A 13,599-nucleotide genomic window follows, 5' to 3' on the forward strand; every position below is an offset into this window, starting at 1 on the left:
CCGCTGGCCGGCATCGCTTTCCGCAGAGTCGAGCCATGCTCGGCTCTGCGGGCGATCACAACGCTACGCGGCGCTGTGCAATCCGCGATCGGCTTCGTGACGCTCCAGTGCCAGTTCGATCAGGCGCGTAATCAACGTCGTGTAATCGACTCCGCTGGCACCCCACAATTTCGGGTACATGCTGATGCGGGTGAAGCCCGGCAGCGTGTTGACCTCGTTGATGACGATCCCGCCGCCGGCAGTAAGGAATACGTCCACGCGCGCCATGCCGGCACACTCCAGCGCCTGGTAGGCCTGCAGTGCGATCTGCTGGATGCGCGCCTGGGTTGCGGCATCGATATCCGCAGGTACCACCACCTCGGCGCCAGTTTCGTTGATGTACTTGGTGTCGTAGGCGTAGAACTCGTCGTGCACCACCACCTCGCCGCACAGGCTGGCCTGCGGGTGCGCGTTGCCCAGTACCGCGCACTCGATCTCGCGGCCGACCACCGCCGATTCCACCAGCACCTTGTGGTCGTAGCGCAGCGCCAATGCCAGTGCGTCGGCGAAGCCCGCTGCGTCCTTGACCTTGCTCACGCCCACCGACGAACCCTGGTTGGCCGGCTTCACGAACAGCGGCAGACCGAGCTGTGCGATCACCGCATCGACATCGACCGTTGCCGCCTGGTGGCGACGGATGCACAGCCACGGTGCCACCTGCAGGCCAGCGTCGCGCAACAGGCGCTTGGTCACGTCCTTGTCCATCGCCACTGCCGAACCCAGTACCGGCGAGCCGACGAAGGGCAGGTTGGCCATGCGCAGCAGGCCCTGCAGCGCACCGTCTTCGCCCAGCGGCCCATGCACGATCGGCAGCACCACATCGATCTGGCCCAGCGCGCTGGCCGGATCGGACGGCTGCAGCTGTGCCTGTTCCGCACCCGGGCGCACCGCCAGCGACTGGCCCGAGCGATGCAGCGCGATGCGCGACGGATCATCGGCGTTGATCAGGAAGGTGTCCGGCTGGTTCAGATGCCACTGGCCCTGCTTGTCGATGCCGACCAGCACCGGCTCGAAGCGCTCGCGATCAAGCGCATCGAGGATGTTCTTCGCCGACTGCAGTGAAACCTCGTGCTCGGAGGATTTGCCCCCGAAGATGATGCCGACCCGGGTCCGTGCCATGGGAATGCGATGTCCTGTGCGTTGCGTGGCCGTACAGCATGAACCTTCCATAGCCACCCAGGTGAGGCACAGATGAATCACCGGGCTGCCGGCTCGGGTAGCGGCCAACCATGGTTGGCCCACTGACATCCAGCGCCGACCAAGGTCGGCATCTACCAACGCCAGATCCCATCAGCATTGGGGTCAGAGCCCGTTGCGCAGCAACGGGACCCACCCCGCCATCCCACGGGTCGCCAGCTTTTGATGTTGATCTTGCCGGCCAGCGACCGGCACTACCGCGGGTGCCGGGCGGCAGCCCGGCGCAAGCCCCCCACCCACGCAGGTAGAATGCGCACATGGCTCTTTCCCTGCTCAAGTCCCTCAAGCCGGTCGCTGGCCGCGCCCTGCAGATTGCCCTGAACCGCGCGCTGGCGCTGGATCCGGATACCCGCCATGCACTGGCCAGCCTCGATGGCCGGCACATCGACCTGACCCTGGAAGCGCCGTCGCTGGCGATGCGCATCAGCGTCGACGGCGACCAGTTGCGGGTCGGCCCGGTGGATGCGCAGGAAGCCGACCTGGCCGTGCGCAGCAGCCTGGCCGGCGTGCTGGCGCAGCTGCCGCTGCTGGCCAACGCACGGCGCGGCGAGTCCAACAACAAGGGCCGTGTACGCGTGGCCGGTGACGCCGAACTGGCGCGACGCCTGCAGCAGCTGGCCAAGGGCTTCGACCCGGACTGGCAGCAGCCGTTCGTCAGCGTGTTCGGCGAGGTACTGGGCGTGCAGGTGGCCAACACCCTGCGCAGCGCCCTGCAGCACGCGCGCCAGGGTGCGATCGACCTGGCCCACAGCGCTGCCGAGTTCATCACCGAGGAATCGCGCGACGTGGTACCGCGCGCCGAACTGGATGCCTTCCACGATGATGTGGACGTACTGCGTGATGACGTCGAGCGCCTTGGCGCGCGCGTCCAGCGCCTGCGGGGTGCCGCATGAAGGCCGTGCTGCGGGCAAGCCGCATCGGCCGGGTGATCCTGCGCTACCGCCTGGACGACCTGCTGCACGGCACGCCGGCTGAGCGCTGGCTGCGCCTGGCCAAACCGTTCGTGCCGCGTGCTTCGGCCGACATCGCTGTACAGTCGCGCGGTGCGCGCCTGCGCCTGGCGCTGCAGGATCTCGGTCCGATCTTCGTCAAGTTCGGCCAGATCCTGTCCACCCGCCGCGACCTGGTGCCGCCGGACGTGGCCAACGAACTGACCCTGCTGCAGGACCGGGTCAAGCCGTTCGACGGCGATACCGCGCGCCGCATCGTCGAGGAAGCACTCGGCCTGCCGGTCAGCGAGGCATTCGCCAGCTTCGATACCGAACCGCTGGCCTCGGCCTCGATCGCACAGGTGCATGCGGCCACGCTGGCCGATGGCCGCCAGGTGGTGGTCAAGGTGCTGCGCCCGGGCATCGAGAAGCAGATCGACGCCGACATCGCCCTGCTCAACTCGCTGGCCGCCCTGGTCGAGCGTACCCATCCGCGTGCCGACAAGATCCGTCCGCGCGAAGTGGTGGCCGAAGTCGAGAACACCCTGGCCGCTGAGCTGGACCTGCAGCGCGAAGGCGCCAATGCCAGCGTGCTGCGCCGCTTCTGGGAAAACAGCGACGACCTGTACGTGCCGGAAGTGATCTGGAGCCACACCGCCGAGCGCGCGCTGACCCTGGAGCGCGTGTGGGGCATTCCGTCCGATGACATCGCTGCACTGGACAAGGCCGGCATCGACCGCAAGGCGCTGGCCGCCAAGGGCGTGCGGGTGTTCTACACCCAGGTGTTCCGCGACAACTTCTTCCATGCCGATGCGCACGCCGGCAACATCTGGGTCGATACCGATCCGTCGCGTCGCGCCAACCCGCGCTTCATCGCGCTGGACTTCGGCATCATGGGCCAGCTGTCGCAGGAAGATCAGTACTACCTGGCCGAGAACTTCATGGCCATCTTCAACCGCGATTATCGCCGCATCGCCGAACTGCACGTGCAGGCGCGCTGGATGCCGGACAACGTGCGCATCGATGATCTGGAAGCGGCCGTGCGTTCGGTGTGCGAGCCGTACTTCACCCGCCCGCTGTCGCAGATCTCGCTGGCTGAAGTGCTGATGAAGCTGTTCCGCGTGGCGCAGCGCTACCAGCTGACCCTGCAGCCGCAGCTGATCCTGCTGCAGAAGACCCTGCTGAACATCGAAGGTGTCGGGCGCCAGCTGGATCCGCAGATCGACATCTGGGCGGTGGCCAAGCCGGTGCTGGCGAAGATCCTGCGCGAGCGCTACAGCCCGCGTCGGGTCGTGCGCGAGATCGGCAAGCGCTTGCCGGAAATCATGACCCACGCGCCGGACATGCCGCGCCTGGTACATGCCTGGCTGACCCAGCAGGTGGAGGGCCGCCATGAGCTGGCGATGCGCTCGCGCGATCTGGTCGCGCTCGATGCCAGCGTGCAGCGCCTGCAGAAACGCGCGGTCGGTGCGATCACCGGCGTCGGCCTGCTGGCCATCGCCGCACTGGTGTACGTGCTGCAGCCGCCAGGCTGGTACTGGGGCGACCTGCCGATGTGGAGCTGGGTGTCCGGTGCCGTCGGCGCGCTGGCGCTGGCGCGCGCGTGGTGGCGCTGAAGCCTGTTGATCGAGGGTCGGCGGCATCACGCGCCGCCGACCGCCACGGCTCTACCAGTGGTAGCCCAGGCCCAGGTGCGACTGCACGCTCTGGAAGCGGTCCAGGCGCGTCCTGTGCCAGGTCTTGCCAATGCCCATGTCCAGCACCAGATGCTCCCCCAGCGGCTGGCTGCGGCGCAGGAAGGCACGACGTGCATCGTGTTCGCGCAGCAGCAGCGGATCGGAATCGGCGGTGTAGCCGGACGTACCGCTGCCCAGCCACAGCTGGGTCGAACCACCGCCCTGCGCATCCTTCAGGCGCAGTGACAGCGTGGTGCCATGGCCGTCGGGCCCATTGGACTGGCGATGCCGCTCGTGGCGCAGTGAGGTGGTCACGCGCGGGAAGTAGTGCGAGGCACCTACCGACCAGCCACTCACGTATGCGCCGGCATGGTACTGGGCGTACTTGCCGCCCACGCTCAGCACGGTCTGCGGTGCCACCTTCCACTGGAAGTCCTGGTTGAGCTGGCGGTTGACGAATACCGGGTCATCGTTGGAGGCGGTGAAGGCGGTGCGGGTCGAAAAGCGTTGACTCCAGCGCTGGTGCAGGGAGCCCTGCACCCGATTGCCGCTGAAGCGCTTGCTGCCGTAGTCGCGTTCACCATGGGCCAGGCCCAGATGCCAGCGGCTGTCACCGCTGCGACCGGCCACATCCACGGTCTGTACGTCGCGCTTGCCAAAGCCATCGGTGTAGTCGGCATGATCCAGCTGCACCGAGACCCGGTCGATGCCGGCATGGGCGCTGGACACAGCCAGCAGCAGGGCGCACGGTAGTGCGCCACGGATGATCAATCGCATGGGGTTACTCCAGGGGTTGGGAATGCAGCGACTGCAGCAGCCGGTAGCGACCGGGCGGCAGGTTTCGTTCCACGGTGATGCGCGGGCCGAACTGGCTGCCCGGGGCGACGATGCGACCGGGCAGGATGATCACGCCGACGCCCAGCGCGGCACCTTCGCCGATCCAGGCGCCGAGCTTGTCGCGCTGGCTGTCGATGACGGTGTCGCCGATGTGGACGGTGACCGTTGCGCCATCCAGGCGATGATTGCTGGTACGCACCAGCGCGCCCAGGTAGGCACGGGCGTCGACGCGGCTGTCGGCGATGAAGCACTGCGGGCCGATGCAGGCGCCGTCGCCGATCAGTGCGTTCTTCAGTTCACTGGCAAAGCCGATGCGCACACCGTCACCGATGTGCAGCGGACCGCGCAGCAGTGCGTTGTTGCCGATCAGGCAGTCGCGGCCGATCGATACCGGCCCGTGCAGCTGGGCGCCGTCGCAGATGCGGCTGCCAGCGCCGATCCGTACCTCGCCCCGCACGATCGCACGCGGCGAAACCTGGGCGCTGGAATCGACGTGGGGTGGCAGCGTCGATAGCGCGTCGGCCATGGCGGCGAGGTCATTCCACCACATGCGGATACCTGGTCGGCTTGTCGCGTGCCGGCTCGCGGCCGGTAAACAGCCCGGCCACGCCATGCATCAGCCAGATCGCATAGGCGAGCAGCACGTACAGCATCGAGAACGCGGCGGCAGGGACCAGCGACGCGCGGCGGTGGTGGATCGCACTGATCACCGCCAGCAACATGACGATGCCGATCCAGAACAACGGCATCACCGACAGGGCGAGGCCACCCGGCCCATGCAGCTGGGCCGCACCGAACCAGACCTGCAGCGTCAGCACGATGCCGGCAAGGGCAAGCAGCATCATCGGCAGGATGCTGAACACGCCGAAGCGGGTCAGCAGCAGGCCGCGATGCAGGCGCATGCATACCGCATAGCCGACGATCCAGCGTCGCCAGCGCCGCCATTCCTCCACCAGCGTGTTGCATTCCTGCGGGTAGACCACGCAGCGCACGCTCTGGCGGACACGGTAGCCCTGCGCGACCAGCGACCAGGACATATCCAGGTCTTCGACGCGGGTGCGGTCGGAGAAACCGACCTTGCGCAGCACCGAGGTGCGGAACAGGCCACACGAGCCGGAGACGATGAACGGTGCGCCGCCCAGCCACTGCTGGAAGCTGCGCTTGATGACGATCATCGGCAGCTTCAGGCTGGCGCGCACATGCGGCAGGAAGCCGGCACCCTGCAGGCTGGACGAGGGTACGCCACCGACCGCATCGGCACCGCGCTCGATCTCGTCCAGCAGGTGGCCCAGGCCATGGCCGCGCGGATCGATGTGGGTGTCGGCGTCGGTCAGGAACACCTGCTCGGCGGTGGCGTGCCGCAGGCCATGCATCAGCGCGCCGCCCTTGCCGGTGTTGGCCTGGTGCACGGCCACGAGGCGCCCTGGCCAGCGCGCCTGCAGCGCATCGAGTACCTGGGCGGTGTTGTCGGTGGAACCGTCATTCACGCAGATCACCCGTGCCACGTAGGGGTTCTGCAGCAGGCCGGTCAACGAGCGCTCCAGGCACGGCGCTTCGTTGTAGGCCGGCACGATCGCATCGATGCTGTACAGGCGCGTGCTGGGGCGACGCGAGGCCTGCACGCACACACGCGCCAGGATGAAGGCACACATGGCCAGGAACAGCAGCGTTTTCATCACAGCACCAGCCGGTAGGGCACGAAGCCCTCACTGGGGCCGATGCCGATCTGCTGGCCGCGGAACTGCGCGTGGCAGCGCAGGTGGTCCTCCTGCATGTAGTGGCGATCGCCCTGGCTGGCATGCTCGCGCAATGCGTGGATCTTCAGGTCCAGTTGTGCGCTGATGTCCTCGAACACCTGCGGTGCGAACTGCGGCAGGGTGCTGGGGCTCTCGTAGCAGAGGATCTGCGGGATGCTGCGGCAGGCGATGATTGACGCTTCATGGACGGTGCGATGGTCCTGGTGGTGGTCTTCGCCGCACATCGTGTAGACGCGATGCGGTGCGATCTGCGCGCAGGCCTGCTCGATCACCGCGACGATGTCGTTGCGGCAGGCAGGAAAGCGCGTATCCGGGAAATCCTGCTGGATCACCTCGGTCACACCCAGGCGGCGCAACGCGCGGTGGGATTCGTCGCTGCGGTCGATGCCGGCATGGCAGCCACGGCCACCACGGCTGAGCACCAGCGCATGGATGCGTGCACCGTCGCGGGCCAGCTTGGCCAGGCTGCCGCCGCAACCGAGTTCGATGTCGTCGGGGTGGGCGCCGATTGCCAGAATGTCGAGAACCATGGCCGTGTCCTTGCGGAAACCAATGAGGGCCGCGGGCCGGTGGACCATCCCGCGTGAAGAAGGCGGGAACTATCGCAACCTCATCGGAGTACAGGCTTAAGAGAAGTACGAAATGTGGCCGGACAGGCCACAATGCTCACCCTTGCTGTGGCAAATGAAAGAAGCAATGACGATGCAGCTTTCGGAATTGAAGAACGAACTGGCACGCTTCGGTGCTGAAAACGACGCGCATGAAACCGAGCGCGCCCGGCGCATGCTCAACATCACGCCGGACACCGGTGAATTCCTGTCGGTGCTGGTGCGTTTCGGCAATGCGCGCCGGGTGCTGGAGATCGGCACCTCCAACGGTTATTCCACGCTGTGGATTGCCGAAGCCGCAGCCGCCATCGACGGACACGTGACCACACTGGAATACGCCGCGGACAAGGTGGCGATGGCGCGTGACGCCTTCGCGCGCAGTGGCCTTGCCGATCGCATCACGCTGGTCCACGGCGATGCCGGGCAGTGGCTGGCACAGGCCGCCGATGCCAGCATTGACCTGCTGTTCCTCGATTCGGACCGCGAACAGTACGCCGGCTGGTGGCCGCAGCTGCGCCGTGTGCTGCGGCGGGGGGGCCTGCTGGTGGTGGACAACGCCACCTCGCACGCCGCGCAGATGGAACCGTTGCGCGCGTTGCTGGATGCCGATCAGGACTTCGGCACCAGCCTGGTGCCGGTGGGCAACGGCGAGCTTCTGGCCGTGCGCAACGCTTGACCGCCGCGCCACCAACCCGGGGTCAGATCCCTTTTCCGCAGGAAAAGGGATCTGACCCCGATCAGGGCGCCCGTATAATCCTGCGGTGAGCACCGAACCTGACACCCTCGCCGCGGTCGAGACCGAAACCGCGCCCCTGCAGCTGCTGCACCTGGACGAGCGCCTGGCCGTGGTCAACAAGCCCGCCGGGCTGATGGTCCACGACAGCAAGCTGGCCCGTGGCGAAGATGATTTCCTGGCCGACCGCCTGCGCGAGCAGCTGGGCCGCCCGATCTTCCTCGTGCACCGCCTGGACCGGGCCACCAGCGGCTGCCTGCTGCTGGCCTTCGACCGCGAGACCGCCAGTGCGCTGGGCAAGGCGTTGATGGGGGGTGAAGTGGCCAAGGACTACCTGACGGTCTGCCGGGGCTGGCCGGCCGAGCTGTCCTGGCGGGTGGACCATGACCTGGACGGCGGGCCGGGCAAGCCGGTGAAGAAGCCGGCGGTCACCGACTTCCAGCGCCTGGCCACCGGCGAGCTGTCGGTGCCGGTGGGTGAGTTCAGCAGTTCGCGCTACGCGCTGCTGCGCTGCCAGCCGCAGACCGGGCGCTTCCGGCAGATCCGCCGGCACCTCAAGCACCTGTCGCACCACATGATCGGCGACACCAGCCACGGCGATGGCCGCCACAACCGCATCTTCCGCATGCAGGGCGTGCACCGCATGCTGCTGCACGCCGAGCGCCTGCGCTTCCCGCACCCGGACGGTGGCAGCGTGGATGTCAGTGCGCCGCTGGATCGCGAGTTCCAGAAGGCGCTGAACCTGTTCGGCTGGCAGGTGGACGACGCCTGATGCTGCTGCGGTAAGCCGAGCGTGGGCTCGGCTCTACAGCCAGCGGCCGGGCGTGGCCCGGCGCACCCCGTTATTTCTTTTCCGGCTCGTTGACGATCGCTTCCAGGTCCTTCTGCAGATCCGCGAACAGCGGCTGCATGCGCGCCTGGATCGCCACCATCACGTTCTGCATCAGCGCCGGGGTCTTGTCCAGCAGGCTCTGGCCGGCCGCGCTCTCGTAGAACTCGGCCATTGCCAGCACGTCTTCCTTGCTGAAGGTCTTCTTGTACAGGTCCACGTACATGGGCCGCAGCTGTTGCCACGACATCGCCTGGCGCAGGGTCTGGCTGGTCCGGGCCTGGATCCGCTTCAGCTGTTCCTGCTGCTGGGCGGTGAGCTGGCGCTGCGCGGCCACCTGCTGGAACTGCTGCTGCTGCATGGCTTCGATCTGCGGCACCATGGTGTCGATCATGCTCTGCGCGCGCGAGGCCGACAGCAGGCGGTTGATGTCGCCGTCGGTCGGCGGGGCGGCCAGGGCCGGAACGCTGGCCACGGCCAGCGCCAGCAGCAGGGCGGCGCGGCGCAGCAGGGACGGCAGGGCGGGTGTGGAGCGGGTCATGCGGGGCTTCCTGCGGTACATGGGACCGCCAGCATACCCGCAGCCCAGGCGAAGGCGGCGTGTTCGGTGCCTGATCGGCGGCATACGGGGCGCGATGGCGTACTTCACCACGTGCCTGCCGCTACAATGCGCGGATGGGCAGTGGACCGGTCACCATCAGCGCGCAGCTTGAAATCCCCGACGGCGAGATCGTCGAGCGGTTCGTGCGCGCCAGTGGCGCCGGCGGCCAGAACGTCAACAAGGTGTCCACCGCGGTGGAACTGCGTTTCGACGTGGCCAACTCGCCCTCGTTGCCCGAACCGTTGCGCGCGCGCCTGCTGGCGCGGCGTGACCGGCGCATGACCGGCGAAGGCGTGCTGGTCATCGACGCGCAACGATTCCGCACCCAGGATCGCAATCGCGAGGATGCGCGCGAGCGGCTGGCGGCCTTCATCCAGGCCGGGCTGAGCGTGCCCAAACCGCGCAAGGCCACCAAGCCGACCCTCGGGTCGAAACTGCGTCGTCTGGACGCCAAACGCGGGCGCGCGCAGATCAAGCGCGGGCGCTCATCACGTGACTGGGAGTGATTGCTTGAACAACCCGACTTCGTTGCTGCCGGCCGTGCCGCCGCAGATGCCGCAGGTCAAACCCAACGCCTTCCTGCGCTGGCTGGCGCGCTGCACCCTGCGCATGGGCGGCTGGAAGGTGACCGGCACCCTGCCGGACATCCCCAGGCTGGTCTTCATCATCGCCCCGCATTCGTCCAACTGGGACGGCCTGTGGGGCATGGCGGCCAAGATCGCGCTGGGCATGAAGGTGAAGGTGCTGGGCAAGGCCTCGCTGTTCTGGTGGCCGCTGGGCCCGCTGCTGCACAAGCTGGGCGTGATCCCGCTCGATCGCAGCTCGCCGCAGGGCACCGTCGGCCAGGCCGTGGACCTGCTGCGCAACAACGAGAAGATGTGGTTCGCCATCACGCCCGAGGGCACCCGCAAGGCGGTGAAGGACTGGAAGGCCGGTTTCCTGAAGATCGCCCGGATGGCTGACGTGCCGATCTTGGCGGCGTATTTCCACTATCCGGAAAAGACCATCGGCATCGGTCCGCTGTTCACCCCGAGCGGCGACGATGTGGCCGACATGGCTGCCATCCGCGAGTTCTACCGGCCCTGGATCGGCAAGACCCGCGGCACGGTCTGAGCCGGTTGCAGGCCGCCGCATAGACGCCACGTCCGGCACATGCCGGGCGAGCGCGACAGGAGTAGGGTGGAGGGCTGGTATCCATACCGTCTGCCCAAGGAGCGTTTTACATGTCGCGTACCGTAGTCCTGGCCGCCGCCATCAGCCTGGCGCTGGCGGCCTGTTCCGGCAAGGAGTCCACCCCCGTGTCCGATGCCCAGAAGACCCCGGCCCAGCAGCCGGCCGAAGCCTCCACCAATCCGCTGCTGAGTGCCAGCACGCTGCCGTTCCAGGCCCCGCCGTTCGACAAGATCAAGGACAGCGACTACCTGCCGGCGTTCGAAGAAGGCATGCGCCAGCACCTGGCCGACGTGCGCAGGATCGCCGACAGCAGCGAGCCGGCCACCTTCGACAACACCATCGTGGCGATGGAGCGCAGCGGCGAGACCCTGACCCGCGTGTCGCGCATCTTCTTCGGCCTGGTCCAGGCCGATACCAACGACGCACGCCAGAAGATCCAGGAAGAAGTGGCGCCGAAGCTGGCCGCGCACCAGGACGAGATCAACCTCGATCCGAAGCTGTTCGCGCGCGTGAAGTCGCTGTACGACCAGCGTGACACGCTGGAGCTGGACCCGGTGCAGAAGCGCCTGGTCGAGCACTACTACGATGGCCTGGTGCGCGCCGGTGCGCAGCTGTCCGACGCCGACAAGGCGAGCCTGCGCAAGCTCAACGTGGAAGAGACCACGCTCTCCACCCAGTTCCACACCCGCCTGGTGGCCGCCACCGCTGCTGCGGCCGTTGTCGTCGACGACAAGGCCAAGCTGGCCGGCCTGGACGAGGGCGCTATCAACAACGCTGCCGCCGCCGCCAAGGACCGCAAGCTGGATGGCAAGTTCCTGCTGCCGCTGCAGAACACCACCCAGCAGCCGGTGCTCGGCTCGCTGAGCGACCGCGACCAGCGCGCCGCCGTGCTGAAGGCCTCGGAAACCCGCGCCGAGCGCGGCGATGCCAACGACACCCGGCAGACCGTGCAGCGCCTGGCCCAGCTGCGTGCGCAGAAGGCCAAGCTGCTCGGCTTCGACACCTTCGCCGACTATCAGCTCGGCGACCAGATGGCCAAGACCCCGGCCGCCGCGCTCAAGCTGCTGACCGACACCGTGCCGGCCGCCACCGCCAAGGCACGCGCCGAAGCCGGTGAGATCCAGAAGGTCATCGACGCGCAGAAGGGTGGATTCCAGGTCGCCGCTTCGGACTGGGACTTCTACGCCGAGCAGGTGCGCAAGGCCAAGTACGATCTGGACGAGTCGCAGATCAAGCCGTACTTCGAACTGGACAACGTGCTGCAGAACGGCGTCTTCTACGCCGCCACCCAGCTGTACGGCATCACCTTCAAGCCGCGCACCGACATTCCGACCTACAACCCGGACATGAAGGTGTACGAAGTGTTCGACAAGGACGGCACCTCGCTGGCGCTGTTCTACACCGACTACTTCAAGCGTGACAGCAAGTCCGGTGGCGCCTGGATGGACGTGTTCGTCGAACAGGACGGCCTGACCGGTGCCAAGCCGGTGGTCTACAACGTCTGCAACTTCACCAAGCCGGCCGCCGGCCAGCCTGCGCTGATCAGCTTCGACGACGTCACCACCATGTTCCATGAGTTCGGCCATGCGCTGCACGGCATGTTCTCGAACGTGAAGTACCCGTCGATCGCCGGCACCGCGACCTCGCGCGACTTCGTCGAGTTCCCGTCGCAGTTCAACGAGCACTGGGCGCTGGACCCGAAGGTGTTCGCCAACTACGCCAAGCACTACAAGACCGGCGAGGCGATGCCGCAGGAGCTGGTCGACAAGATCCTCAAGGCACGCAGCTTCAACCAGGGCTACGCGACGACCGAGTACCTGTCGGCGGCGCTGCTGGACCTGGCCTGGCACACGCAGAAGGCCGACGCGCCGCTGCAGGATGTCGGCGCCTTTGAAGCCAGCGCGCTGAAGAAGTTCAAGGTCGACCTGCCGCAGGTGCCGCCGCGCTACCGCACCACCTACTTCGACCATATCTGGGGTGGCGGTTACTCGGCCGGCTACTACGCCTACTTCTGGGCCGAAGTGCTCGATCATGACGCCTACCAGTGGTTCACCGAGCACGGTGGCCTGACCGCGGCCAATGGCCAGGAGTTCCGCGACAAGATCCTCTCGCGCGGCAACAGCGTGGAACTGTCGACCCTGTACCGCGATTTCCGTGGCAAGGACCCGTCGGTGGAACCGCTGCTGAAGTTCCGCGGGTTGAAGTAAGAAAGCGAAAACGGCGGGGGCAACCCCGCCGTTTTTCTTTCTGTAGCGTCGAGCCATGCTCGACGTTCTTCTGTAGAGCCGAGCCCACGCTCGGCTGATGGTTCCTGGAAAGGCAGCCGAGCATGGGCTCGGCTCTACAAACAGCGTTACGTTCCCACGTGCACCCGGTTGGCCTGCTCGCCCAATCCCAGATGATCCAGTGCGATGTCCAGCGCCAGCACGTAGCTCTGCGCGCCGTAGCCGGCGGCGATGCCCAGGCGCTGGCCGACACCAGCCGGCAGGCACGGCTCGGCTACCGCGCCGTCGTCATGCACTTCCACATAGGCGTTGTGCAGGTACGGCAGCAGGCGCTGCAGGCGCAAGCTGTTGGCACACGCGCCCGGGTCGAGCAGGGTCACCTCGCCGCGGCTGTGGTCGGCCACGCGCAGGGCGTCCAGCAGTTCCTGTTCCGAACCACAGGCACGGATCGCCACGCTGGTGCCGGCGTCGATCGCACGATGCACCAGTGACTTCAGGACCGGTGCCGGCAGCGGCATCGCGGTGCGGATCAGGGCGCCGGCCGCTTCCGGGCCACGGATGATGAAGATCGACATGGCTCAGCCCTCCTGTGCCAGGCGGCGGCCGACAATGGCCAGCGACAACGGGTAGCCGGCCTGCTGGCTGCACTGGTCGACCACCACGGCGGCGGGACCGTGCTGCAGGCGCAGGCGCGCATCCAGCCCTGGCTCGCTGGGGGCCTGCAGTTCGATGTACTGCGCCGGCAGCCGTTCCAGCGCCGCCTGCAGCGCGCCACCTTCGGCCTGCCATTGCGCCTCGTCAGCGGTACCGACATCCAGCAGTACCCAGTCGGCCGAGCGCGCCTGCGGCTGGCACAGGCACTGGCGTACCTCGGACAGGCTGGCGCAGTCGCTGCACAGCACGCGATGGCCGGCCAGCTGCGTCGGCAGTTGGGGACGCGGTGCCGACGAAGAGGCGTGGCGGATCACCAGGAGGGTCATACAACACCTTGCGGA

General features: G+C 67.2%; 15 protein-coding genes. 7 read left to right on the forward strand and 8 right to left on the reverse strand.

Annotated features, from left to right (window positions below; translation table 11 throughout):
- Positions 1–63 precede the first annotated feature (63 nt).
- Positions 64–1,158: a D-alanine--D-alanine ligase gene (ddlA, locus tag AC5P5W_RS13720; RefSeq protein WP_053494686.1), complete on the reverse strand. Its 1,095-nt coding sequence runs from the start codon at positions 1,156–1,158 to the stop codon at positions 64–66.
- Between the two features lie 335 nt (positions 1,159–1,493).
- On the opposite strand from ddlA, the gene AC5P5W_RS13725 reads away from it, so the two are divergent.
- Together AC5P5W_RS13725 and ubiB are read left to right on the forward strand one after the other, a co-directional pair.
- Positions 1,494–2,129 carry a ubiquinone biosynthesis accessory factor UbiJ gene (locus AC5P5W_RS13725; RefSeq protein ID WP_005420772.1) on the forward strand — a complete coding sequence of 212 codons (636 nt, stop codon included), beginning with the start codon at positions 1,494–1,496 and terminating at the stop codon, positions 2,127–2,129.
- On the forward strand, positions 2,126–3,781 hold the full coding sequence (gene ubiB / locus AC5P5W_RS13730; RefSeq protein ID WP_014645548.1) for a ubiquinone biosynthesis regulatory protein kinase UbiB: 1,656 nt from the start codon (positions 2,126–2,128) through the stop codon (positions 3,779–3,781). Before AC5P5W_RS13725 ends, ubiB begins: the two co-directional genes overlap by 4 nt.
- Before the next feature lie 51 nt (positions 3,782–3,832).
- Here the strand turns inward: ubiB and AC5P5W_RS13735 are convergent, their stop codons facing one another.
- Genes AC5P5W_RS13735 through AC5P5W_RS13750 form a run of 4 tightly spaced genes read right to left on the reverse strand, consistent with a single transcriptional unit; the run spans position 3,833 to position 6,965 of the window.
- Positions 3,833–4,618 (reverse strand): YaiO family outer membrane beta-barrel protein, encoded by a 786-nt coding sequence (locus AC5P5W_RS13735; protein ID WP_032962225.1) that lies wholly within the window; start codon positions 4,616–4,618, stop codon positions 3,833–3,835.
- Positions 4,619–4,622: 4 nt separating this feature from the next.
- Entirely contained in the window at positions 4,623–5,228 is a 606-nt protein-coding gene (locus tag AC5P5W_RS13740) for an LbetaH domain-containing protein (RefSeq protein ID WP_032962223.1), read from the reverse strand.
- A complete protein-coding gene (locus tag AC5P5W_RS13745; protein ID WP_197575411.1) occupies positions 5,215–6,354 on the reverse strand; it encodes a glycosyltransferase family 2 protein in 1,140 nt (379 codons plus the stop codon). Before AC5P5W_RS13745 ends, AC5P5W_RS13740 begins: the two co-directional genes overlap by 14 nt.
- Positions 6,354–6,965, reverse strand: a complete 612-nt coding sequence (locus AC5P5W_RS13750) for a PIG-L deacetylase family protein (RefSeq protein ID WP_014645552.1) — start codon at positions 6,963–6,965, stop codon at positions 6,354–6,356. Before AC5P5W_RS13750 ends, AC5P5W_RS13745 begins: the two co-directional genes overlap by 1 nt.
- A gap of 166 nt (positions 6,966–7,131) precedes the next feature.
- Between AC5P5W_RS13750 and AC5P5W_RS13755 the strand changes: the two genes are divergently transcribed.
- Positions 7,132–7,719: an O-methyltransferase gene (locus tag AC5P5W_RS13755; RefSeq protein WP_111206828.1), complete on the forward strand. Its 588-nt coding sequence runs from the start codon at positions 7,132–7,134 to the stop codon at positions 7,717–7,719.
- An 85-nt stretch (positions 7,720–7,804) separates the two neighbouring features.
- A complete protein-coding gene (locus tag AC5P5W_RS13760) occupies positions 7,805–8,548 on the forward strand; it encodes a pseudouridine synthase (RefSeq protein WP_495221217.1) in 744 nt (247 codons plus the stop codon).
- A 70-nt stretch (positions 8,549–8,618) separates the two neighbouring features.
- Here AC5P5W_RS13760 and AC5P5W_RS13765 read toward each other — a convergent pair whose 3' ends face one another.
- Positions 8,619–9,167, reverse strand: a complete 549-nt coding sequence (locus tag AC5P5W_RS13765; RefSeq protein WP_401730180.1) for a DUF2059 domain-containing protein — start codon at positions 9,165–9,167, stop codon at positions 8,619–8,621.
- 113 nt (positions 9,168–9,280) lie between these two features.
- On the opposite strand from AC5P5W_RS13765, the gene arfB reads away from it, so the two are divergent.
- The 3 genes from arfB (at position 9,281) to dcp (ending at position 12,586) form a co-directional block, all read left to right on the forward strand.
- Complete coding sequence (gene arfB, locus AC5P5W_RS13770) at positions 9,281–9,712, forward strand: alternative ribosome rescue aminoacyl-tRNA hydrolase ArfB (protein ID WP_005420755.1); 432 nt, start codon at positions 9,281–9,283, stop codon at positions 9,710–9,712.
- A 4-nt stretch (positions 9,713–9,716) separates the two neighbouring features.
- Positions 9,717–10,319 carry a lysophospholipid acyltransferase family protein gene (locus tag AC5P5W_RS13775; protein WP_049405171.1) on the forward strand — a complete coding sequence of 201 codons (603 nt, stop codon included), beginning with the start codon at positions 9,717–9,719 and terminating at the stop codon, positions 10,317–10,319.
- Between the two features lie 110 nt (positions 10,320–10,429).
- On the forward strand, positions 10,430–12,586 hold the full coding sequence (gene dcp, locus AC5P5W_RS13780) for a peptidyl-dipeptidase Dcp (protein ID WP_049405170.1): 2,157 nt from the start codon (positions 10,430–10,432) through the stop codon (positions 12,584–12,586).
- A gap of 146 nt (positions 12,587–12,732) precedes the next feature.
- On the opposite strand, the gene AC5P5W_RS13785 is transcribed toward dcp, so the two are convergent.
- The gene (locus AC5P5W_RS13785) at positions 12,733–13,179 is read right to left on the reverse strand and encodes a 3-dehydroquinate dehydratase (RefSeq protein WP_100450891.1); all 447 of its coding nucleotides are present in this window, start codon (positions 13,177–13,179) and stop codon (positions 12,733–12,735) included.
- Between the two features lie 3 nt (positions 13,180–13,182).
- The gene (locus AC5P5W_RS13790) at positions 13,183–13,584 is read right to left on the reverse strand and encodes a hypothetical protein (RefSeq protein ID WP_495221218.1); all 402 of its coding nucleotides are present in this window, start codon (positions 13,582–13,584) and stop codon (positions 13,183–13,185) included.
- Between the last annotated feature and the right edge of the window lie 15 nt (positions 13,585–13,599).

This window comes from Stenotrophomonas sp. YJH_SMC_123 (assembly GCF_059368215.1).

Excerpts from the sequence above, each read along its gene's own strand:
- ddlA (WP_053494686.1), bottom strand. The coding sequence starts at position 1,158 with ATGGCACGGACCCGGGTCGGCATCATCTTCGGGGGCAAATCCTCCGAG.
- AC5P5W_RS13725 (WP_005420772.1), top strand. The coding sequence starts at position 1,494 with ATGGCTCTTTCCCTGCTCAAGTCCCTCAAGCCGGTCGCTGGCCGCGCC.
- ubiB (WP_014645548.1), top strand. The coding sequence starts at position 2,126 with ATGAAGGCCGTGCTGCGGGCAAGCCGCATCGGCCGGGTGATCCTGCGC.
- AC5P5W_RS13735 (WP_032962225.1), bottom strand. The coding sequence starts at position 4,618 with ATGCGATTGATCATCCGTGGCGCACTACCGTGCGCCCTGCTGCTGGCT.
- AC5P5W_RS13740 (WP_032962223.1), bottom strand. The coding sequence starts at position 5,228 with ATGTGGTGGAATGACCTCGCCGCCATGGCCGACGCGCTATCGACGCTG.
- AC5P5W_RS13745 (WP_197575411.1), bottom strand. The coding sequence starts at position 6,354 with ATGAAAACGCTGCTGTTCCTGGCCATGTGTGCCTTCATCCTGGCGCGT.
- AC5P5W_RS13750 (WP_014645552.1), bottom strand. The coding sequence starts at position 6,965 with ATGGTTCTCGACATTCTGGCAATCGGCGCCCACCCCGACGACATCGAA.
- AC5P5W_RS13755 (WP_111206828.1), top strand. The coding sequence starts at position 7,132 with ATGACGATGCAGCTTTCGGAATTGAAGAACGAACTGGCACGCTTCGGT.
- AC5P5W_RS13765 (WP_401730180.1), bottom strand. The coding sequence starts at position 9,167 with ATGTACCGCAGGAAGCCCCGCATGACCCGCTCCACACCCGCCCTGCCG.
- arfB (WP_005420755.1), top strand. The coding sequence starts at position 9,281 with ATGGGCAGTGGACCGGTCACCATCAGCGCGCAGCTTGAAATCCCCGAC.
- dcp (WP_049405170.1), top strand. The coding sequence starts at position 10,430 with ATGTCGCGTACCGTAGTCCTGGCCGCCGCCATCAGCCTGGCGCTGGCG.
- AC5P5W_RS13785 (WP_100450891.1), bottom strand. The coding sequence starts at position 13,179 with ATGTCGATCTTCATCATCCGTGGCCCGGAAGCGGCCGGCGCCCTGATC.
- AC5P5W_RS13790 (WP_495221218.1), bottom strand. The coding sequence starts at position 13,584 with ATGACCCTCCTGGTGATCCGCCACGCCTCTTCGTCGGCACCGCGTCCC.